Raw genomic sequence first — 19,560 nt, 5'->3', positions numbered from 1 at the left:
GCCTGCTCCGCGGTGACAACATCCATGATGACGCCGCCCTTGAGCATTTCCGCCATCCCGCGCTTAACACGACTGCTGCCGGTCACTGGCGCGGTGGTGGAAGCTTCTTCAACAGTGGACACAGTTTGGCCCCTCGGGTAGAGAAAAGATAACAATCCATGATACGCCCGCCGGGACCCCGGAATCGCCGGTCAGCGACTATATGTAGCCGCAGCGCGGTTGTGCATCCGGACAGGAGTCGGCGTTCAGGAAGCCGTGGCCTGCAGCCGCACGGTCATGAAGCGCTGAACGATGGTGATGATACTCGCAAGGGCCAGCAGGATCAGGACAACCAGGAGAACCACTTCGGGCAGGCCGAGTCCGGTGAGCCCGGTCACCACCAGCACTGAAACCAGACGCTCAGCGCGCTCGGCAATTCCCACGTTCGCGGTAAACCCAAGCGATTCGGCCTTGGCACGCACATAGGAAACGATCATGCCGAGCACCAGGCATGCCAGGGCTGCGAGGGCGATCGCATTGTTGCTCCCGCCCATGAAGAACCAGATAGCGACACCGGCAAAAAGGGCGCCGTCTGCGATGCGGTCGAGTGTCGAGTCGAGGAAGCTCCCCCAGGATCCGCTGCGGCCTTGAATCCGCGCCATGATCCCGTCGATGACGTCCGAGAACACGAACAGGGTGATGAAGACTGTGCCCCAGAACAGCTGTCCCTGAGGGTAGAAGATGAGTGCGCCTCCGGCCACACCGAGCGTCCCGACGATGGTGACCGTGTCCGGTGACACCCTCCACTTCAGGAGCAGCGTGGCCAGGGGTGTGAAGAGCGAGGTGAAGAATGACCGTGCGTACTTATTCAGCATGGGTCGCCCCGGCGTCTGTCGAGGCGGCAGCTTCATCCCACGCAGCTGCGAGTTGGGCCCGCACCTCGTCGAGGGTCTGCGTGATCGCCTTGGTCTGGGCAATGATCGGAAAGAAGTTGCCGTCCCCGCTCCACCGTGGGACCACGTGCTGGTGTAGGTGCGCTGCGATTCCCGCTCCCCCGGTAACACCCTGATTCATCCCCAGATTGAACCCCGTTGGCCGTGCGACGCTGCGCAGCGCATGCATGGCGGACTGCGTCAGCTGTGCGATTTCGACCGTCTCCGCAGAGGTGATGTCGGTGTAGTCGGGCACGTGGCGGTACGGGCACACCAACAGGTGGCCCGGGTTGTACGGGAACAGGTTCAGCACCACGTAAGCGTTCCGGCCGCGGTGAACGATGAGGGATTCCTCGTCGGTCCGGGAAGGTGCGGCGCAGAAAGGGCAGTCCTCCTGCTTGCTGAACTGGCTCTGGCCGCCCTTGATGTAAGCGAGCCGATGGGGGGTCCACAGGCGCTGAAAGGCATCGGGGACTCCGGCCAGCTCAAAACTGTCCGTCACTTCCCCGTCGTGTTCCTGCCCAACAGCCTCTGTGTGGTCCTGCATGTGCGGCTACTGTTCCCTGTTGCGGACGGCTTCCACAATCCGCTTCACGGCTTCGTCGACGGGAACCTGGTTCTCCTGGCTTCCGTCCCGGAAGCGGAAGGAAACCGCACCGGCGTCGGCGTCATCTCCACCGGCGATGAGGACAAAGGGAACCTTCTCCTTGCTCGCCGTGCGGATTTTCTTGGGAAAACGGTCGGAACTGATGTCGACCTCCGCACGGATGCCCTCGGCCTTGAGCCTGTCAACGACGTCGAACAGGTAGTCGTTGAACGCGTCGGCGACGGGGATGGCGCGCACCTGGACAGGGGCCAGCCAGGCCGGGAACGCACCGGCATAATGCTCGGTCAGCACGCCGAGGAACCGCTCGATGGAGCCGAACAGCGCGCGGTGAATCATGACCGGCCGCTGCCGGGTTCCATCTGCCGCCTGGTACTCAAGCTCGAAGCGCTCCGGTAGGTTGAAGTCCAACTGGATGGTGGACATCTGCCAGGTGCGGCCGATCGCGTCGCGCGCCTGGACGGAGATCTTGGGTCCATAGAACGCGGCGCCGCCGGGATCGGGAACGAGTTCCAGACCGGATGCCTCGGCGACCTCGGCCAGTGTCCGTGTTGCTTCTTCCCAGGTCTGGTCGTCGCCGACGTACTTCTCCGGGTCCTTGGTGGAGAGTTCCAGGTAGAAGTCGTTCAGACCGTAGTCCTTCAGCAACCCCAGAACGAAGTTGAGCGTGCCGGTCAGCTCATCCTTCATCTGGTCGCGGGTGCAGTAGATGTGGGCGTCGTCCTGTGTCATGCCGCGAACTCGCGTCAGCCCGTGGATTACGCCGGACTTCTCATACCGGTACACGGAGCCGAACTCGAAGAGCCGCAGGGGAAGTTCGCGGTAGGACCGACCGCGCGAGCGGAAGATCAGGTTGTGCATGGGGCAGTTCATCGGCTTCAGGTAGTAGTCCTGGCCGGGCTTGCGGACATTGCCGTCGGCGTCCAGCTCGGCGTCCACGTGCATGGGCGGGAACATACCGTCGCGGTACCAGTCCAGGTGGCCGGAGACCTCGTAGAGGTGGCCCTTGGTGATGTGTGGGGTGTACACAAACTCGTAGCCGGCCTCAACGTGCCGCTGGCGCGAGTAGTCCTCCATAGCCTTGCGGATGATGCCGCCGCGGGGGTGGAAGACCGGCAGGCCTGATCCCAGCTCGTCCGGGAAGGAGAACAGGTCCAGTTCGCTGCCGAGCTTGCGGTGGTCGCGGCGTTCCGCCTCGGCCAGTCGCTCCTGGTAGGCCTTGAGATCATCCTTGGTGGGCCACGCAGTGCCGTAGATCCGCTGAAGCTGCTTGTTCTTCTCGCTGCCGCGCCAGTACGCCGCGGCTGAACGCGTCAACGCGTACGCATTGGAGATCAGCTTGGTGTTGGGCAGGTGGGGGCCGCGGCAGAGATCCTGCCAGACGACGTCACCGGACTTGCGGTCCACGTTGTCGTAGATGGTCAGCTCACCGGCACCGACCTCGACGGAAGCACCGTCGTCGTCGGTGATGTCCCCATTGCCGCCTTTGAGGCCAATCAGTTCGAGCTTGTAGGGCTCGTCCTTCATGGCTTCGCGGGCTTCGTCCTCGCTCGCGACGCGGCGCTGGAAGAGCTGGTTCGTGTTGACGATCTTCAGCATCATTTTCTCGAGCTGCTTCAGGTCATCGGGAGTAAAGGGCTCGTTGACGTCGAAGTCGAAGTAGAAACCGTCGGTGATGTAGGGGCCGATGCCAAGCTTCGCGTCCGGCCGCAATTGCTGCACAGCCTGAGCCATCACGTGGGCGGCGGAGTGACGAAGGACGTTCAGACCGTCCGCCGAACCGATGGTGACCGGCTCCACCCTCGCGCCGTCTTCCAGTTCGCGGCTCAGGTCCCACAGCTCGTCATCTACACGGACTACGACGACGTCGCGCTGCTCCTTGAAGAGGTCGGCTCCAGTCGTCCCTGTGGTCACCCGCTGCTCTTCGCCGTCGACGATGAGGGTGATTGATGGGGGCGCTGACACTGAGGTCTCCTCTTGATAAGGGTGAACTGGTTGGATAGCTGATCGATCAACCGTACCGGCGGGCAAGGACGAATGAGTGCCCAACACTCCTGCCGCGGTCTTCTCGATGGTATCCGTTGCGTGAGCGGCCAACCAACCAACCCACCCGCTGCGCCGCGTTCACAACTTCAGTGGCAACAGCAGCTAAGGCGTTCGGCGAACTTTCAGTTCATACTCGATAAACGCGTCGATCATCGCCCGGTAGGTCCGCTCAACCACGGTGGGATCGACGTCCTGTTTCTCGGCGAAGGCACGCACGTTCGCGATGACTTGCTCCACCCGGGCAGGCGCGCGTACGGACTCGTCGTCGTCCTTAAGGGAACCGGCCCGGCGTATCAACCGCTCGCGGCGGGAGATCAGGCCGACCATCTGTTCGTCGACCTCGTTTATGGCAATACGGACAGCCTTCAACTGTTCGGCGTGGACCGATCCGGGTTTTGCAGGGTCGGGCGTCTGTGGGCTTGGCATACGGTGAGACTACGCGAGAGCCTGCCCGGCGGCACCGTTGATTACGACGTGGGCAGGGAATGCAGGCGGGCCCCCAGGCGTTACATCTGCGGACAGAAACACTGACTATCCAGCGAACTCGACGAGTCCGCGATTCACCGAAGGAGCACCGTGGATTACACACCCCCTGCCGGCAGCATCACCATGTTCAGCACGACCTGGTGTGGCTATTGCCGCAGGCTGAAGTCGCAGCTCGACGCGCAGGGCATCGGCTACCAGGAAATCAACATTGAGGAAGTGGATGGAACCGCGGAGCTGGTTGCGTCATTGAACGGCGGGAACCAGACCGTACCCACCGTGATCTTCCCGGACGGGACCACGGCCACCAACCCGTCGGTGACCGAAGTGAAGGCGCGCGTAGGCGTCTAAGCCCCTTCACGAGAAGGCAGGACCGGGCCCATTCCGGTGGGGACGTGTCCTGCCTTTCGATGCGGCACGTTCTCGCTCGAAGGCGCCACCCGGGCGCTGACCGGAAGCAGAGTCAGCTCATTGCACCGTATCGCCATAGACGGCGACGACGGCGTCCGCCACCTCACCCACAGTGAGTCCGGGTACGAGGTCGTCCGCCGCTCCGGCCGTTGTCGGGTTCCATTCCAGGTCCAGTGCAGCGTAGGTCTTCTCAAGTACGGCCCGGATGGGCGGCGAGTTTTCGACCACGACGACCGACGAAAACAGCCACGCTCCCGAAATGACGCGCTGGGCTGTGCCGACCAGTTTCACCTGTACCTGCCCGTTCCCGTGGACACTGAACTCTCCGGGACAGTACTCGCCCGGGATTTCGCCGACGGCGGCGTCGACGCCGACCCGCCGGAGGGCTTCCGCCAGGATCTCGCCAAGCAGCCCGAAGCGGGAACGCGATCCGGCGATCGCGTCGTCGTGCGGCTCTATGTGATCCACGATCAGGCAGCCCTGGTGGTAGGCCGCCGCCCGTCCGCCGGCCTTGCGGATCAGGGGTTCGAACCCCTCCGCCCGGGCCGCGTCGGCGGCCGCGCCGAAGCCGGGTAGCCGGGCATCCCGCTGGCCGAAGGCAAGGGTCGGGAACGGTCGGTACAGGCGAAGCGTCGGCGGCAGTTGCCCGGACGCGGCGGAACGCAACAGCGTAAGGCCTCGTTCAAGATCCGCGGCAGCGCCAGTGGACGGATCGCGAATCAACGCAAGCTGAGCGTACGACCAGGGGTGGGTACTCATCCAGCCCAGCTCCTGTCCATGGTTTTCCTGAGGCTTCCACCCCATTTATATCGCTGCCGTTGCGATCTCCGAATTCGACGGTGCAAAGCTCACGCAATCAGTCACCGGCTGAGTGCGAGCGCAACAACGAAGCCGTCAGGCAGCTTCAGGTCAGCGGGCGGCACGTCCCTCACCGCATAGTCGCGGGCGCCCACCCGGGCGACGGGCATCAGGACATCGACGGCGGCCGGATTCACCATCAATCCGGTCCCTGCTGCCTTGAGCACTGCTTCCTTGCGGGACCACAGGGCGGCGCGGAGGCCAGGCCTGTCAGGTTCCCGTACGCCCTGAATCCGCGCTTGTTCAGCCGGAGTGAAGACGCTTTCATCAAGTTCCGAGCCGCCGAACCGGCCGATCTGCTCAAGGTCGATTCCCACGGTGGGCAGCGAGAGGGACGTGTCCACGACCGCCGCTGCCCAGCCTCTGCTGCGGCTGAGACTGGCAGCTATGGGCAACGGTTCCCCATCAATAGTCCAGCCCGGCTGCCCATGGTCAACCGCATTGCAGGCCGGACACGTGAACCGGGCATCCAGGCGCCTGCCGTCGATACCCGAAGCTTCACTCAGCAGATGACGTAGCCAGGAGCGTCCGGCGAGGAATCGGTGACGTACCGCCGGATGCACGATCATCGCGCCGCGTGCGCGTTCACCGGCGTCCACGTACCCCACGCTCCGGACGTCCAGGTGGACCGCATGCAGGTCCAACGGGCTAGCGTCCGCCGTCGATGTTCCGGCTTCTCTGCTCCACTCCGGGGGTCCCGTACGGATAGTCGGCAAGCTCCGGAGCGCTGACCTCGGAGAGCCGGGCGATCTCGTCAATGCTCAACGTAAGCGTCGCCGCCCCAAGATTGTCCGCCAATTGCTCCGTGGTGCGCGCACCGAGGATGACGGAGGTCACCGCGGGCTGCTGCGCGACCCATGCCAGCGCCACCTGGGATGCGCTGACCCCACGCGTCTCTGCGATTTCCAGTACGACGTCGATGACCGCCCATGTGCGCTCCTGCGCGTTGCGCTTCTCCCACGCTTCCATGCCGCGCTCGGGATTCTCACCGAGCCGCGTAGCACCCTCGGGTGCGGTGTCCCGCTTGTACTTGCCTGTCAGCCAACCACCACCCAGAGGCGACCAGGGCAACAACCCCATCCCGGCGTCGAGCGCAGCCGGAACAATCTCCGGCTCAATCCCGCGCACCAGCAGGCTGTACTGCGGCTGAAGGGTGACCGGGAGGTCCCAACCGCGCGCCTTCGCAATTCCGACCGCCTTGGTCAGCTGCCATCCGGTGTAGTTGGAGAAGCCGTAGTAGCTGATCTTGCCGGCGCTGACGGCGTCGTGCAGGAATCCCAGCGTCTCCTCAAGTGGAGTGAGTGGATCCCAGGAATGCATCTGGTACAGGTCGATGTGGTCTACGTTGAGCCGCTTGAGCGAGGCATCGAGCGCCAGGCGAAGGTGCCTGCGGGAGAGTCCAAGATCATTGGCACCCTTCCCCATCGGGAAGCGGCCCTTGGTCGCCAGGATCATCTCTGAAGCGGAGGAGCTTTTCGCCAGCCATCGCCCGATGATTTCCTCGGACGTTCCTGCGGTGTAGACGTCGGCGGTGTCAATGAGGTTGCCGCCGGCGTCCGCGTAATCATCGAGAATGGCGTGCGACGTTGCTTCATCGGCTTCAGCGCCGAACGTCATGGTGCCCAGCGCATACGCCGAGACCGATGTACCGCTGCTGCCGAGGTTCCTGTACTCCATCAACACTCCTTGGGTTGTCGCACTGTGAGCACGGTTACACAGATGGCCAACGACGACGGCGGCTGCCGCATTCCCTGCGAAGCCTCAGGACAGTTTCCGCAGGGTCAGGATCTGTTCGCTTCGCCCGAACGGTCCGTCGAGGTCGTGGAGGACGGACGAGGTCAGACCGATTCCATCCCGTCCGAATGTCACTCGGGTGTCCAGACCCAGCCACTCGCCTGCGGGCTGACGGTGAAGGTGCACCTGCAGATCCACGTTGGGGAACGCCCAGCTTCCCGGTCCGGGAGGAACCCGCGTGGCAATGCCGTTGGCAGTGTCAATGAGCCCGATGAGCCGCGCCGAACCCGACGACGGTTCACCCTCCACCAGTGGGTGCGGCGTCCTGAGCCATACCCTCCCCCGGCCGGCTCGGTGGCCCTCAACCTTCCGGACTTCGATGGATTGGATATAGCCGCCGGGCCATTCAGCTACGGCGTCGTGTTCCGTGCCCTCGTCAGGCCCCGGCATAGGTGTGTCTTCCAGCGCAGCGACCGACGACGTATCGCTGGTGGCCAGCCGCCAGGCGCGGGCGCGGATCGCCGTCCGGCCGCCGTGCTTCATCTCCGCCTCAAGCAATTCGATAGTTCGCCCGGGCCTGGCCATGCGGGTCGCTACCTCGACGGTTTCCAGCGGGATGAGACCGAGTATCTCGTAGGAGATACGCGCCATCTGCAGCTCTGCCCGCGGTTCGAACTGCTCAAGGCAGTGGGCAAGAAGCCCTGAGGCCGGCGCCATGTGCTGCTCGTGCTCGTTCCAGGCGCCCTGTGCGTGGATTGTTGCCTCGAACTGCCCGTCGCCCAGCGGACGATAGTAGGAATCTGCCATAGTGCTGATGAACACGCTCCTCAGGGGATGATCCGAAAGGGCGCGCACAGGACGGCCCTGGTGCGAGGATACCTAATCCCTGCTGCGGCGTGCGCACCGCTCAGCGGATCAGTAGTCCGGATCGCTGGAGCGCCCGTGGGCCTGCCCTGTGGGGATGCCGAAAGTGACCAGCTCCGGTTCGGAACAGCAGCCGCCGAGATCGGTGCTGCACACTCCTGTTTCGGGTAGTTCGAGGTGAACAGCGGAGGCGCCTGCTTGGTCCCCCGCAATGGCGGCGACCACGGACCGGACCTGTTCGTATCCGGTGGCCAGGAGAAAGGTGGGTGCGCGGCCGTAGCTCTTCATGCCAACGAGGTAGAAGTCCTTGTCCGGATGCGCCAGCACATCGGCCCCGTGCGCCGGAACGGTTCCGCAGGAATGGAATTCGGGGTCGATCAGGGGTCCGAGCGCCCGAGGCGCTTCCACGGCGGGGTCAAGTTCCAGCCGGAGTTCGCGGAGCATACCCAGATCAGGACGGAAGCCGGTTGCAGGCACGAGTACGTCCACCTTGACAGTACGGGCGCCGTCCGGGGTTGAGGCGTGAACGGTAAGGGCGCCGTCGTCGGCCGTCAGAGAGGTGATGGTGAAGGAGGTGATCAGCTCCACGACGCCGTCCTCCACCAACGAGCGCAGGCGGCTGCCCAGGGCGCCTCGGGCCGGGAGCGCGTCGAGGTCACCGCCCCCGTACAGCCGCTGTGCAGATCCGGCCCCGCGAACGGCCCAGAAGAGACGGGTTCCTGGTTCGGCTTTGGCAACCTGACCAAGGCTCAGCAGGGTGTTTGCAGCCGAGTGCCCGGCACCGACAACCATCACCCGTTTGCCGGCGAAGGTGGCGCGGTCCGAGCCGGTGACGTGCGGAAGGGGGCCGGTGATGAAGGGCTGCGCAGCGTCTTCGCCCGGTGCGGCGAGGCCCGCCTGACCGAGCGGGTTCGGTTGGCTCCAGGTGCCGGAAGCGTCGACGACGGCACGAACCAGATGATCCTCGAGTCCCTCCGGGCCCAGGACCCGAACCAGGAAAGGCTGATTCTCGCGTTCTGTGCTCCGCGTCTTGTCCATGCCGTGCCGCGTGACTGCCAGGACCTCGGTGTTGAGGCGGAGCGCTGCCGCGATGGCGGGGACTGCCGCGAGCGGTTCGAGATAGGACTCCACCAGCTCGGCGCCGAAGGGAAGCGCAGTGCCGCGTGGAGCCTGCCAGCCGGTGGACTGCAGGAGGCGACGGGCGGCGTCGTCGACGTTGTACTGCCATGGCGAGAACAATCGAATATGGCCCCACTGGCGGATGGCGGCGCCCACAGCGGCGCCCTTCTCAAGGATCAGCGGCGTGAGTCCTCGTTCGAGCACGTGTGCAGCGGCTGCCAGGCCAATGGGGCCGGCTCCGATGATGGCTACGGGCAGGTGGTGCTGATCCGACATCGATGGTCCTTCCGTTCCGCGTATCCGCAGGGCGATCTATATTGATCTTTATCGATATGAGTATCCGGTTTTATATCGATAGTTGTCAATGTTGTCATCCGGTGTCGATGCGTGCGCACGTGCGCACTCAAAGTTTATATTTGCACTGTGCTGACGGTTCTCCGGGTTCCTGCCTATCGCAACCTGTTCTCGGCGCAGGCTATCGCGCTCCTTGGGACAGGCCTGCTGACAGTAGCGCTGGGACTCCTCGCGTTCGATCTTGCCGCCGGACGGGCCGGTGCGGTGCTCGGTACCGCACTCACGATCAAAATGCTGGCGTACGTGTTCGTTGCGCCCCTCGTGGCCGCGCTCGTTGAGCGTCTGCCCAAGAAGACCGTCCTGATAACAGCTGATGTCATTCGTGCAGCAGTTGCCCTGATGCTGCCATTCGTTGACGAGGTGTGGCAGATCTACGTTCTGGTCTTCGTACTGCAGTCGGCCTCTGCCACCTTCACCCCCGCGTTCCAGTCCGTCATTCCCGTGCTTCTGCCGAAGGAGCGCGACTATACAAAGGCGCTGTCGCTCTCACGGCTTGCCTACGACCTTGAGTCCCTGGTGAGCCCCCTGCTGGCGGCTGCGTTGCTGGTGGTCATGAACTACCACAATCTGTTCGTGGGCACGGTCGTTGGGTTCCTGGTCTCTGCCCTCCTGGTGATAACGACGAGACTGCCCGCTCCCGCACAGGCCGATCGAACTGGCTCCCTGCTTCACCGGACTACGCTTGGCGCGCGGATCTTCCTACGGATACCCTCGCTTCGCGGACTCCTGGCATTGAACCTGGTTGTGGCGTGCGGTACCGCGCTCGTGCTGGTGAATACCGTTGTCTACGTCCGGGACCTGTACGGCGGAACCAACGCTGAAGTGGCAATCGCGCTCGCCTGCTACGGCGCCGGATCGATGGTTGTGGCGCTGACGACGCCGGCCCTCCTGGAGCGCTACCGGGACCGCACACTCATGGTGGCCGGCAGCATCCTGGTTTCGGCAGGTGTCTGTTCAGCAGCCGTTGTCGCCATGGTGCAGCCGCCGTGGCCGGTGATGCTCCTGCTGTGGGCGTTCCTCGGGGCCGGCACTTCCATGATCAATACCCCATCCGCGCGCCTTCTGCGCCGCGCAGCGAGCGAGTCGACCCGGTCCTACCTGTTCACCGCCCAGTTCTCCCTCTCCCACGCCTGCTTCATTGCCACCTACCCGGTGGCGGGATGGGTCGGAGCCGCCGCCGGCCAGCCTGCGGCGGCGTTCATTCTGGCGGCACTGGCTACACTTGGCGCAGTAGCAGCATTACGTCTCTGGACTGCCGAGCCGCCGGCAAAATCCGGCGGGCACGTCGATCGTCGACTAGGAGTACATCGTTGAGCGATGATCCGATCGGCCCGCGTCCAAGCCTGAATCACCCGAACAATCCGGATGAAGCCCGGCTCGACGTCGGTGCGGCCCTTTTTCGAATGCTCGCCGACCCCACCCGGCTCCACATCCTCTGGTTACTCTCCGAGGAACCGGGCGACGTCAGCTCACTGGTTGAACGCACCGGAGCGACCCGCACATCTGTCAGCCAGCATCTGGCCAAGCTTCGTTTCTCTGGCCTGGTAACCACCCGGAAGAGCGGCCGCAATGTCATTTACAGCATCGCGGACGGGCACCTTGCGCGGCTGGTACGGGAAGGCCTCAACCACGCCGATCACAGAGTCACGGGCGAGCCGGTACACGACTGAGCACTGCGATTTGTTAGGGGACCCACGGCTCCAGCGAGCAGCGTCAGGCGTGGTTCCTGCAGGTCTGGATAACCCCTACCCGCTGTGTCGACAAAGTCCGAGAGTCAGACGACAACCGGCACTGGGTGCACTTCGTCCGGCGCGTGACCTGCACGCTCATGGATGCGGCGCACGGCGTCTGCTGACGGTGCCTCGGACAGGCAGTACACCACTCCGCTGTCCGGATCTGCCCATGCCTGCTTGAATACGACATCCTCTTCGGACTGAATATCGAGGTCGGCCTTGTGCGCAGCCTTCAGCTGTTCCGCAGTAATGCCTTTCATATTGTGATGGACGTCCATGAATTCGGCCATGACCGTAATCCTTCGAATAACGGGACTAGCAAGGGTCCCAAAGCCTGTTCTCGGTGGCGCGGGCCTCAGCCCGCGCGCCTGCGCCGACGGGAACCCCTAGCTGGATGGGGCTCATCGGGTAGTGCGGAGGCTGGGTCGGTGTCTCCGCTGCTTGGCCGGTCGGAACATGTGCTCCAAGCCGGTAGGCACATTGTCCCGCTGCAGGGCCAGCGGCACAATGACAAATTCTCAGGTGCCGCAGAATGTCCGGTAGGAGCCGAAGTCCTCGGGCGCCCCGGAGGCGTACCGCTCGAGCCCCTCGCGCTCCTCAAACGGTGCCGTCACGGCGGCAAGGAGTTGCCCAAGGGGTTCCAGGTCTCCGTCGGTAGCCGCTGCAAGTGCTTCCTCCACGAGGTGATTCCGCGGGATATAGACCGGGTTGACCCGATTCATCACGTCGGCTGACGGGTTCAGCGCACGCCACTCCCCCAGCCAGGCATTGATACGGGCGGTGTCGGTGAAGAACGCGCGCGCGGTCTCAGCGTTGCCGCGGGCGGCAGCGCTGAGACTGCGCAGGAAGGACGTGTAGTCAATCTGACCCTCTTCCAGCAGGGTCAGGAGCTTGCCTGCGATATCGGAGGCATCGACGTCGTCACTGAGACCCAGCTTCACGCGCATGCCGTCGGACCAGGCGCCGCTGTATTGGGACGGGAACCGGCTCAGCGCCTCTTCGGCGAGTTTCACGGCGTCGTCCTGGTTCTCGTGAAGCAGCGGCAGGAGCGTTTCGGCGAAGCGGGTCAGGTTCCAGTGGGCGGCGGCAGGCTGGTTCGCATAGGCGTAACGGCCCATCGCGTCGATGGAGCTGTAGACGGCAGAAGGGTTGAAGGCGTCCGTGAAGGCACACGGGCCGTAGTCAATGGTTTCACCGGAAATGGTCATGTTGTCGGTGTTCATGACCCCATGGACGAATCCCACCAGCATCCACTGGGCCACGAGTGACGCCTGAACTGCGATGACCGACTCCAGCAGGGCGAAATAGCGATTCGGTGACTCCGCAGCCTGCGGGTAGTGGCGTGTGATGGCGTAATCCGCGACGCTTTCCAGCAGTGCCATATCGCCGGTCGCCCGCGCGTACTGGAAAGTACCGACGCGGAGATGGCTGGCTGCCACCCGGGTCAGGAGGGCACCCGGCAGCACCTCTTCGCGCTGCACGGGACGGCCGGTCGCGACGACGGCGAGTGAGCGGGTGGTCGGGATGTGGAGCGCGTGCATCGCTTCGCTGACAATGTACTCGCGCAGCATGGGGCCAAGAGCGGCCAAACCGTCGCCGCCACGAGCAAACGGCGTGCGGCCCGAGCCTTTGAGGTGAATGTCCCGGAGCCCACCCTCGGGGTGGGTCACCTCACCCAGGAGCAGTGCGCGTCCGTCACCGAGGCGAGGACTGTACCCTCCGAACTGGTGGCCCGCGTAAGCCTGCGCGACGGGGGTTGCGCCCGGAGGCACGAGATTGCCGGTCAACAGGCGAACACCGTCCGGACCGCGAAGGAATTCAGCGTCAAGGCCAAGTTCGGTTGCGAGCTGCTCATTGAACACAAGCAGCTCCGGATCGGCGACATCTGCAGCCTGCCAGGACATGCCCATTTCGGGCAGGTGGCGGGCGAAGTGATTATCAAGGGTGATGGCTGGCGCGGTTGAAACAGTCACCCTATTGACAACAGGAATGGTGGCCTGATTGTTCCCGGCGAGCGCTCGCCGTGGTGCCGTGCAGACGGTGCCTTTTCGTTATCGCTTTCCTCATCGGCCGGGCGTATTTTGGAATTATGTCGGCGATGGGCCGTCCGCCCGGCGCCGTTGGGGTACGGAACCGGAAAGGAGCCGGAGATGTCCATTTTTCGACGAAAGGGCAAAGATCCAGAGAACAAGGAAACCGACGCTGCACCCGCCCGCCACAAGGACTTCCGTGAGGGGTACGTCCTTGTCCATGGGAACGAGAAAAAGGCCGACGAGCTCGCTATGAGGGCATATGGCGACAGTGATGGCGACGGGAAGCCGGACGTTCCGTTCATGCCGTTCCCTGGGTAGCACCAGGACAGGGGACGTCGCCGCCCGACCCACGGGAGTTTCCCCTAGCGGCCGATTGGTGTCGCCTTTCCGTCCGGACCGTCGAGGAGGTAGGTGACCTCCGACGGGTCAGGCCACCCGTCGAGCAGACTCTCGATGTCTTCGGTGTTTTCCGGGTCCGCGACGTCTATGGCGAGGTGGTCGAGCTTGCCGTCGAATACCTGCAACCGGATCTCGAGCGGAATCCCTTTCGCACCCGTGAATCGGCCACGGATCGGGAACACGTAATCGTGTGGGACTGCGCGCGGCAACTCATCCGGAACCTGGAACTGCACCGACTGGGAGAACCTGTCATCCCAGTAGACCTCCTGAGCGGTCTGCAGTTGCGCGAGAAGCTCAGGTGCCCCTGCTATCTCCGCTGCTCCCAGGATGCCTTCGACCAGGCGCCGAACCATAGGATCCAAAGGCCGCACCTGCTCCAGCTCATCGAGCGGCATGGCTTCGAACAGGTCTTGTCTGGCTGCGGTGCGGTCACCGAGAAACCCGGCGAAAGTAAGCGCTGCCGCGCCCGCTGCCATCCAACGGCGCGGGTGCTTCACTCCGGCCAGACGCAGCTTCTGCTCCAGACGCGCGTCGATCGAGTCACCAGCGTCTGCGAAGCGCAAAGTGACACCTGCCGCTGCAAGCCCGGCTACGGTCCTGAGAAGGGCACTCTTTCTACGGGCACCGCCAACCGTGAACGCCACGTAAGCCCCGGTCACGACCGCTGTTGCAACGCGGGTATCGCGCCGCTGCGTGGTGTTGAGCTTTGATGGATCGATGAGGGTAAGTGCCCCCATTACAGCGGTGGATACGACGCCGAAAAGCGGCGACGTCGCAATGGTCGGTGACTGCTGATTGGCTCGGGTCATCGTGCACTCCTCAACTCAGGGGTTTTCCTTCCAAAAGTATCGGGCTGCGCGCGGGACAGCCAGTGTCGAGCTGACGAAAGGGCCATGCTTGCACGAGGCATCGTTACAAGGTGCTAGTTGGCGGAACTTTCGAGTGCCCGGTTGAGGAAGCGCGCGCCGTCCGCGAACGAAGCGGGATTGGGTCCGGAGTAGTTGAGGCGAATGTACGGTCCGGGTGGTTCAGTTGGGAACCATTCAGTACCCGGTGAGATGAGCACACCAGCAGACTCGCAGTCCCGGGTGAATCGCTCGAGGTCCGTTCCGTCGGGCAATTGTGCCCAGAGGTTGAGGCCGCCTTTGGGCAGGTGCGCAACGTGAAGGCGCGGGGCGTGTTGCCGAAGACTGGTCGCGAGCACATCGCGGCGTGACTGGAGTTGGTGCCGTAACCCGCGGAGGTGCGTTTGCCAGGCTGGTTGCGTGACGACGTCGAGGGCAGCCGATTGCATGATGCCGCTGACGTACATGGATTCGGCTGTCTGGTCGGCGAGGATACGATCGCGCGCAGGCCCTCTCGCGATTATCGCGGCGACACGGATGGCAGGAGAAACAGACTTGGTGAGCGAGCGGAGGTAAATTACGTGCCCCGCGTCGTCTCGTGCAGCGACGGGAACCGAGGTCGTGGTGATGCCGAAGTCATGGGCCCAGTCGTCTTCGACCATGAACGCACCATGCTGACGTACCACTTCCAGCACCTGTTCGCTTCGCTGGCGCGACCATTGTGCCCCGGTGGGGTTGGCATAGTTGGGCTGCGCGTAAAACAGGCGCGCGCCGGTCTCCTCGAAGGCACGACCAAGCTCCTCCGGGTTCGGGCCGTCTGCATCGCTGGGAATGGGAGTCACCTCGACGCCGGTGTGTTCTGCTGCTCGGATGGCACCCCAGTAGGTGGGCGATTCCATGAGAACGGGACGCCCGCTGCCGGCCAAAGCGCCAAAAATAGAGCTCAGTCCGCTCTGGCTCCCGGGCACAACGATCACATCGCTGGAGGCAGGAGGCGTAACTCCAGCGGGAGTAGCACTACGTAGTTCATTCGCGAACCAGGACTGGAGTTCGGGCAATCCTGCGGTAGACGGTTTGAAGAGGGCCGCGTCGCTTCTGGCTGCCCTCGCTAGGGCGGCGCGGATGAGCCTTTCGGGGAGCAGCTCCCGGTCCGGGTATCCGGAGTGGAAGGCGACGACGTCGTTGGGGGCGGTGCGCATCGCAGCAGTGGTCGGACGAACAGGAAAGCGCAAGGAACCCAAAGCGGCAGTCTGCCAACTGAAATCGGATGGCCGCGCGGAGGGGGCTATCCGGACAAACGTTCCCACGCCCGGCCGGCTCTCGATGAGCCCCTCGGTGCCGAGCTTTCGCAGGACCTTCTGAATGGTGACAGGACTTGCTTGATACTGGGACACCAGCTCACGCGTTGACGGTAGACGGGAGCCGGGCGGCGCGCCAGCGATCCATTCCCTGAGTCGCACGGCGATTCGTGAACTGCTATCGTCAGACATGAGAGACAAGAGTAGCGCTACTGCAGTTTATTCGCCAGTGATATCGCGATTTCGAGGTTCCGGCGTATGGTGGGGCCTTCTCGGTGTCGCTGCGTTTTCCTTCACAGTTCCGTTCACCCGCATCGCCGTGGAGGGTCTATCGCCACTCTTCATTGGTTCAGCGCGGGCCGTTGTCGCCGCGGTTCTGGCCGCTGGCGCCCTTCTCCTTACCCGCCAGCGACTGCCGCTACCGCAGCAGTGGGTTCGGCTCGGAGTTATTGCCGGTGGAATCGTTGTGGGCTTTCCACTTCTGACGTCGTTCGCCCTGACCTCCGCAGACGCCAGTCACGGCGCCGTGGTGATCGCCCTGCTGCCGGCAGCCACAGCTACGGTCGCAGTCCTCCGCGGTCGGGAACGGCTACCAACCTTGTTCTGGGTCGCCACTGCTGCCGGGGCGGTCGCGGCTCTTGCCTTCGCCTTCACCCAGTCGGGCGGCCCCGGGCCCTTGAGCTGGGCCGACCTGTTACTCCTGGGAGCGGTCCTGGCGGCTGCCCTCGGATATGCCGAGGGCGGTCTCCTCGCTCGGGAATTAGGTGCGTGGCAGACCGTCTCGTGGGCGCTGGTCCTGGCATCACCGCTCATGGTGCTCCTCACTGTCATCTCGGTAGTGCAGCAAGCACCCGCAGGAACCAGAGGCCAGTGGATGTCTTTCGCCTACCTGGGCGTGGTCAGCATGTTCCTGGGGTTCTTCGCCTGGTATCGAGGGCTGGGCATCGGGCTAATAGCGCAGGTGAGTCAGATCCAACTCGTCCAACCGGTGCTGAGCATCTGCTGGGCGGGACTCATACTCGGGGAGAAGCTGACGATCACAACCATCGTCGGTGGGCTCGCGGTCATCCTGTGCGCGGGGACGGCCGTCCGAGTACGGTTGGCTCCTCACTCCAAGCGGAGGGTTTGAGACAGCCGCCGTCTACAACTGTCCGGCCGGAATCCGGGAAAGCGGCCATCTCCAGGCCGTCACGCGGGCGGCTCTGAGATTGTACTTTCGGTCCATATGGCCTTCGGCGAAATTCTTCCCAAGCTTCCCCGCAGTTCCGCCTAAAACCCAAGCGCCGGCTGCCACACTCATTTCAGCGCCCGCTCGGGGCGCGCCGCACTGCAGGGAACATTATGAGATTGAAATCCGCGCTTGTCGCCGCGCTTACGACCGGCCTTCTCTTCACCGGGCTCGCTGCACCGGTCGACGCCGCCACCACCTACACGACTAATCTCAGGGCCGCGGTACGTGCCTTGCCCCTGGCGGTGGAGAACAATGCTGGCTATGACCGGAACCGTTACTTCGGCCAGTGGATCGACCAGAACAAGGACTGCCAGAACACCCGCGCCGAGGTTCTCATCACAGAGAGCAGGGTCGCCCCGAAGTACACGACCATCAAGCCCTGCACCGTCGCAAGCGGCAAATGGGTGACCACCTTCGACAACAAGACTCACACCTCAGCCAGCACCGTCCAGATCGACCACATGGTGCCCGTCCACGAAGCCTGGGGATCCGGTGCCAGGAACTGGACCCAAGCCCGTCGGGTCGCCTTCTACAACGACCTCGGCTACGCCGGTTCGCTGAACGCCCAGACCAGCAGCCTCAACTCCTCCAAACAGGCCTCCGGGCCCGAGCAGTGGATGCCACCGGCGAACCAGTGCGCGTACATCGCCCAGTGGACCGTCGTAAAGGCACGCTGGAGCATGACCGTCGATAAGGCGGAGAAGGCCGCGCTCATCAAGTGGGCGGACAAGTGCGCCGCCATGCAGCTGAGCATCACGAGGGTCTGATCGGAACGACCGGTGTCCGTCGGGAGAGGCGAAACGGAATCACTCTCCGAGAGCCGGCTCGCCTCCTGGAGCAGACGTCTGGCCGGCACGCGTTCAGGATCAACTAGACGGTTTCGCCCTTGCAGTCTCTCCTTTGGTGCCGGCCTCTTGCCAGCTCATAACAAAAGTGGGAACCTGCTCGGAGAAGAGAGATCCGAGGGTCCATGGCACAGGGCGCGGAGGTCGACGGTCGCGCTGTCGACGAAATTCAAACATCTTTTCGGGGTGAACTCGTCCGTCCCGGTGACGTCGATTATGACAACCATCGCAAGGTATGGAACGGATCGATTGATCGTCACCCCGCGCTTATCGCGCGCTGCAGCGGCGTCGCAGATATACGTGCTGCCCTGAGACTCGCCCGCTCGCAGGATCTGCTGGTCGCCGTCCGGGGCGGTGGTCATAGCTTTCCCGGCCTGTCAGTGTGCGACGACGGCGTCCTCATCGACCTGGCGCCGATGAAAGGGATCCGAGTGGATCCGGAGGCGCGAACGGCACGAGTCCAGGCGGGTGTCCTACTTGGCGAACTCGATCGTGAAACCCAGGAGTACGGGCTCGCTGTTCCCTCTGGAATCGTCACCCATACCGGCGTTGCCGGCCTCACATTGGGTGGTGGCATCGGGTGGGTGATGCGGAAGTACGGACTCACAATCGACCAGCTTGTGTCCGTGGAGATGGTCACCGCCGACGGCGAGCTGGTCAGGGCGAACGAGGACGAGAACGCCGACCTTTTCTGGGGCGTACGGGGAGGCGGGGGGAACTTCGGCATCGTCACGGAGTTTGAGTTCCGGCTCAACTATGTGGGCCCCCAGGTTATGGCGGGTCCCGTCTTCTGGGCCATGGAGGATGCTTCCGAAGTGCTGCGCTTTTACCGAGACTGGATTGAGGATTGCCCTGATGAGCTCATGACGATCGCCGTGCAGCGCAGGGCGCCGGCTTTGCCGGTTGTTCCCCCGGATCTTGTCGGAAGGCGCGTGATTGCGATTGCTGCTTGTTACACGGGGTTGGTAGAAGAAGGTGAACGAATTCTCCGGCCTTTGAAGGAATTCGGGTCCCCTGTGCTCGACCTTTGTCAGCCGAAGCCGTTTCTGGATCATCAAAAGATGTTCGACCCGTCATTCCCTCACGGCTGGTATTACTACGTCCGGTCCTGTGATGTCGCAACTCTTACCGACGATGTGATCGACATCGTTATCGAGCACGGCCGTCGTATCACCTCGCCGGTCGCGAGCGTGGCTCTATGGCAAATGGGCGGAGCGGTGGGGCGAGTGGACAATAGTGCCACCGCGTTCAATGGCCGCCAAGCCGGGTTCACCTTCAATATCAACGGCAACAGTAAGACCGCCGAGGGCTTCGACGCTGAGCGCAGATGGGCCCGCGACTATTGGTCCGCCCTTTCGCCCCACCACACCGGCGTGTACGTCAACTTCCTTATGGAAGAGGGCGAGGAACGGGTCAGGCAGGCTTACGGAGCCGCCAAGTATGACCGACTCAAGGCCCTCAAGCGCAAATACGACCCCACAAACTTCTTCACCCTCAACCAGAACATCAAGCCCAACTGAAGGCCGATGGAGCTCTGAACAGCCCATTTTGTCCGGACCGTGGAAGCACTTACCTGCCTAAGCGCTAGGACGCATTCATGTCCTGCTCTGCGTTCTCCCACTCCGTGACCAACCGATGGCCGGGGTTCAGGTAGGTGTGGTTGTCAGCGATGACCTTTTCAGTCTTGGTCGTTGATACTGTCCATTTGCCAGAACAGCTCTTGCATTTGATTGTTCCCATGTCCGCCCCCGGATAGTCCCGCTCTGCTGCAACACTCTCAGCATTCTGTCGA

At 63.4% G+C, this 19,560-nt stretch carries 20 protein-coding genes and 1 pseudogene; 7 read left to right on the top strand and 14 right to left on the bottom strand.

Annotation, left to right across the window (positions count from 1 at the left end):
* The 5 genes and pseudogenes from AC4D2M_RS16990 to AC4D2M_RS16970 form a co-directional block, all read right to left on the bottom strand.
* Positions 1-122 (bottom strand): annotated as a pseudogene (locus AC4D2M_RS16990) (pyridoxal 5'-phosphate synthase lyase subunit PdxS); the annotation flags it as partial.
* Between the two features lie 123 nt (positions 123-245).
* Entirely contained in the window at positions 246-854 is a 609-nt protein-coding gene (pgsA, locus tag AC4D2M_RS16985; RefSeq protein ID WP_490893077.1) for a phosphatidylinositol phosphate synthase, read from the bottom strand.
* A complete protein-coding gene (locus AC4D2M_RS16980; RefSeq protein WP_490893076.1) occupies positions 844-1,458 on the bottom strand; it encodes an HIT family protein in 615 nt (204 codons plus the stop codon). Before AC4D2M_RS16980 ends, pgsA begins: the two co-directional genes overlap by 11 nt.
* A 6-nt stretch (positions 1,459-1,464) precedes the next feature.
* Positions 1,465-3,480: a threonine--tRNA ligase gene (gene thrS / locus AC4D2M_RS16975; RefSeq protein ID WP_490893075.1), complete on the bottom strand. Its 2,016-nt coding sequence runs from the start codon at positions 3,478-3,480 to the stop codon at positions 1,465-1,467.
* Between the two features lie 183 nt (positions 3,481-3,663).
* Positions 3,664-3,987, bottom strand: coding sequence for a chorismate mutase (locus tag AC4D2M_RS16970; protein WP_490893074.1), 324 nt, complete (start codon positions 3,985-3,987; stop codon positions 3,664-3,666).
* Positions 3,988-4,137: 150 nt separating this feature from the next.
* Here AC4D2M_RS16970 and AC4D2M_RS16965 point away from each other — a divergent pair, with 150 nt between their 5' ends.
* Entirely contained in the window at positions 4,138-4,395 is a 258-nt protein-coding gene (locus tag AC4D2M_RS16965; protein WP_490893073.1) for a mycoredoxin, read from the top strand.
* Between the two features lie 117 nt (positions 4,396-4,512).
* On the opposite strand, the gene AC4D2M_RS16960 is transcribed toward AC4D2M_RS16965, so the two are convergent.
* The 5 genes from AC4D2M_RS16960 to AC4D2M_RS16940 form a co-directional block, all read right to left on the bottom strand.
* Positions 4,513-5,214: a lipoate--protein ligase family protein gene (locus AC4D2M_RS16960; protein ID WP_490893072.1), complete on the bottom strand. Its 702-nt coding sequence runs from the start codon at positions 5,212-5,214 to the stop codon at positions 4,513-4,515.
* A 101-nt stretch (positions 5,215-5,315) separates the two neighbouring features.
* Positions 5,316-5,957 carry a 4'-phosphopantetheinyl transferase family protein gene (locus tag AC4D2M_RS16955; RefSeq protein ID WP_490893071.1) on the bottom strand — a complete coding sequence of 214 codons (642 nt, stop codon included), beginning with the start codon at positions 5,955-5,957 and terminating at the stop codon, positions 5,316-5,318.
* A gap of 4 nt (positions 5,958-5,961) precedes the next feature.
* Positions 5,962-6,990, bottom strand: coding sequence for an aldo/keto reductase (locus AC4D2M_RS16950; RefSeq protein ID WP_490893070.1), 1,029 nt, complete (start codon positions 6,988-6,990; stop codon positions 5,962-5,964).
* 84 nt (positions 6,991-7,074) lie between these two features.
* Positions 7,075-7,854, bottom strand: coding sequence for a thioesterase family protein (locus AC4D2M_RS16945; RefSeq protein WP_490893078.1), 780 nt, complete (start codon positions 7,852-7,854; stop codon positions 7,075-7,077).
* A 108-nt stretch (positions 7,855-7,962) separates the two neighbouring features.
* On the bottom strand, positions 7,963-9,306 hold the full coding sequence (locus AC4D2M_RS16940) for an NAD(P)-binding domain-containing protein (protein WP_490893069.1): 1,344 nt from the start codon (positions 9,304-9,306) through the stop codon (positions 7,963-7,965).
* Between the two features lie 147 nt (positions 9,307-9,453).
* On the opposite strand from AC4D2M_RS16940, the gene AC4D2M_RS16935 reads away from it, so the two are divergent.
* Together AC4D2M_RS16935 and AC4D2M_RS16930 are read left to right on the top strand one after the other, a co-directional pair.
* The gene (locus AC4D2M_RS16935; RefSeq protein WP_490893068.1) at positions 9,454-10,698 is read left to right on the top strand and encodes an MFS transporter; all 1,245 of its coding nucleotides are present in this window, start codon (positions 9,454-9,456) and stop codon (positions 10,696-10,698) included.
* Positions 10,695-11,054, top strand: a complete 360-nt coding sequence (locus tag AC4D2M_RS16930; RefSeq protein WP_490893067.1) for an ArsR/SmtB family transcription factor — start codon at positions 10,695-10,697, stop codon at positions 11,052-11,054. The genes AC4D2M_RS16935 and AC4D2M_RS16930 overlap by 4 nt, the downstream gene beginning before the upstream one ends.
* A gap of 104 nt (positions 11,055-11,158) precedes the next feature.
* On the opposite strand, the gene AC4D2M_RS16925 is transcribed toward AC4D2M_RS16930, so the two are convergent.
* Both AC4D2M_RS16925 and AC4D2M_RS16920 read right to left on the bottom strand, forming a co-directional pair.
* Positions 11,159-11,407, bottom strand: a complete 249-nt coding sequence (locus AC4D2M_RS16925) for an SCO4226 family nickel-binding protein (protein WP_490893066.1) — start codon at positions 11,405-11,407, stop codon at positions 11,159-11,161.
* Between the two features lie 228 nt (positions 11,408-11,635).
* A complete protein-coding gene (locus AC4D2M_RS16920; protein ID WP_490893065.1) occupies positions 11,636-13,090 on the bottom strand; it encodes a protein adenylyltransferase SelO in 1,455 nt (484 codons plus the stop codon).
* Positions 13,091-13,267: 177 nt separating this feature from the next.
* Between AC4D2M_RS16920 and AC4D2M_RS16915 the strand changes: the two genes are divergently transcribed.
* Positions 13,268-13,468 (top strand): hypothetical protein, encoded by a 201-nt coding sequence (locus AC4D2M_RS16915; protein WP_490893064.1) that lies wholly within the window; start codon positions 13,268-13,270, stop codon positions 13,466-13,468.
* 44 nt (positions 13,469-13,512) lie between these two features.
* Here AC4D2M_RS16915 and AC4D2M_RS16910 read toward each other — a convergent pair whose 3' ends face one another.
* Together AC4D2M_RS16910 and AC4D2M_RS16905 are read right to left on the bottom strand one after the other, a co-directional pair.
* Complete coding sequence (locus tag AC4D2M_RS16910) at positions 13,513-14,358, bottom strand: hypothetical protein (RefSeq protein ID WP_490893063.1); 846 nt, start codon at positions 14,356-14,358, stop codon at positions 13,513-13,515.
* Positions 14,359-14,471: 113 nt separating this feature from the next.
* The gene (locus tag AC4D2M_RS16905; RefSeq protein WP_490893062.1) at positions 14,472-15,884 is read right to left on the bottom strand and encodes an aminotransferase-like domain-containing protein; all 1,413 of its coding nucleotides are present in this window, start codon (positions 15,882-15,884) and stop codon (positions 14,472-14,474) included.
* Between AC4D2M_RS16905 and AC4D2M_RS16900 the strand changes: the two genes are divergently transcribed.
* The 3 genes from AC4D2M_RS16900 to AC4D2M_RS16890 all read left to right on the top strand — a co-directional run bounded on the left by AC4D2M_RS16900 (position 15,883) and on the right by AC4D2M_RS16890 (position 19,288).
* Positions 15,883-16,821, top strand: a complete 939-nt coding sequence (locus tag AC4D2M_RS16900) for a DMT family transporter (protein WP_490893061.1) — start codon at positions 15,883-15,885, stop codon at positions 16,819-16,821. The two genes, AC4D2M_RS16905 and AC4D2M_RS16900, sit on opposite strands and share 2 nt — an antisense overlap.
* A 212-nt stretch (positions 16,822-17,033) precedes the next feature.
* Complete coding sequence (locus tag AC4D2M_RS16895) at positions 17,034-17,690, top strand: HNH endonuclease family protein (RefSeq protein WP_490893060.1); 657 nt, start codon at positions 17,034-17,036, stop codon at positions 17,688-17,690.
* Between the two features lie 203 nt (positions 17,691-17,893).
* The gene (locus AC4D2M_RS16890) at positions 17,894-19,288 is read left to right on the top strand and encodes an FAD-binding oxidoreductase (protein ID WP_490893059.1); all 1,395 of its coding nucleotides are present in this window, start codon (positions 17,894-17,896) and stop codon (positions 19,286-19,288) included.
* Positions 19,289-19,560: the final 272 nt, after the last annotated feature.

The organism is Arthrobacter sp. TJ-270 (assembly GCF_058269075.1).
Note: the sequence above shows the minus strand (reverse complement) of the source record. Positions and strands in the feature narration are given on the sequence as shown.

Excerpts from the sequence above, each read along its gene's own strand:
- pgsA (WP_490893077.1), bottom strand. The coding sequence starts at position 854 with ATGCTGAATAAGTACGCACGGTCATTCTTCACCTCGCTCTTCACACCC.
- AC4D2M_RS16980 (WP_490893076.1), bottom strand. The coding sequence starts at position 1,458 with ATGCAGGACCACACAGAGGCTGTTGGGCAGGAACACGACGGGGAAGTG.
- AC4D2M_RS16970 (WP_490893074.1), bottom strand. The coding sequence starts at position 3,987 with ATGCCAAGCCCACAGACGCCCGACCCTGCAAAACCCGGATCGGTCCAC.
- AC4D2M_RS16960 (WP_490893072.1), bottom strand. The coding sequence starts at position 5,214 with ATGAGTACCCACCCCTGGTCGTACGCTCAGCTTGCGTTGATTCGCGAT.
- AC4D2M_RS16950 (WP_490893070.1), bottom strand. The coding sequence starts at position 6,990 with ATGGAGTACAGGAACCTCGGCAGCAGCGGTACATCGGTCTCGGCGTAT.
- AC4D2M_RS16945 (WP_490893078.1), bottom strand. The coding sequence starts at position 7,854 with ATGGCAGATTCCTACTATCGTCCGCTGGGCGACGGGCAGTTCGAGGCA.
- AC4D2M_RS16940 (WP_490893069.1), bottom strand. The coding sequence starts at position 9,306 with ATGTCGGATCAGCACCACCTGCCCGTAGCCATCATCGGAGCCGGCCCC.
- AC4D2M_RS16925 (WP_490893066.1), bottom strand. The coding sequence starts at position 11,407 with ATGGCCGAATTCATGGACGTCCATCACAATATGAAAGGCATTACTGCG.
- AC4D2M_RS16915 (WP_490893064.1), top strand. The coding sequence starts at position 13,268 with ATGTCCATTTTTCGACGAAAGGGCAAAGATCCAGAGAACAAGGAAACC.
- AC4D2M_RS16910 (WP_490893063.1), bottom strand. The coding sequence starts at position 14,358 with ATGACCCGAGCCAATCAGCAGTCACCGACCATTGCGACGTCGCCGCTT.
- AC4D2M_RS16900 (WP_490893061.1), top strand. The coding sequence starts at position 15,883 with ATGAGAGACAAGAGTAGCGCTACTGCAGTTTATTCGCCAGTGATATCG.
- AC4D2M_RS16905 (WP_490893062.1), bottom strand. The coding sequence starts at position 15,884 with ATGTCTGACGATAGCAGTTCACGAATCGCCGTGCGACTCAGGGAATGG.
- AC4D2M_RS16895 (WP_490893060.1), top strand. The coding sequence starts at position 17,034 with ATGAGATTGAAATCCGCGCTTGTCGCCGCGCTTACGACCGGCCTTCTC.
- AC4D2M_RS16890 (WP_490893059.1), top strand. The coding sequence starts at position 17,894 with ATGGCACAGGGCGCGGAGGTCGACGGTCGCGCTGTCGACGAAATTCAA.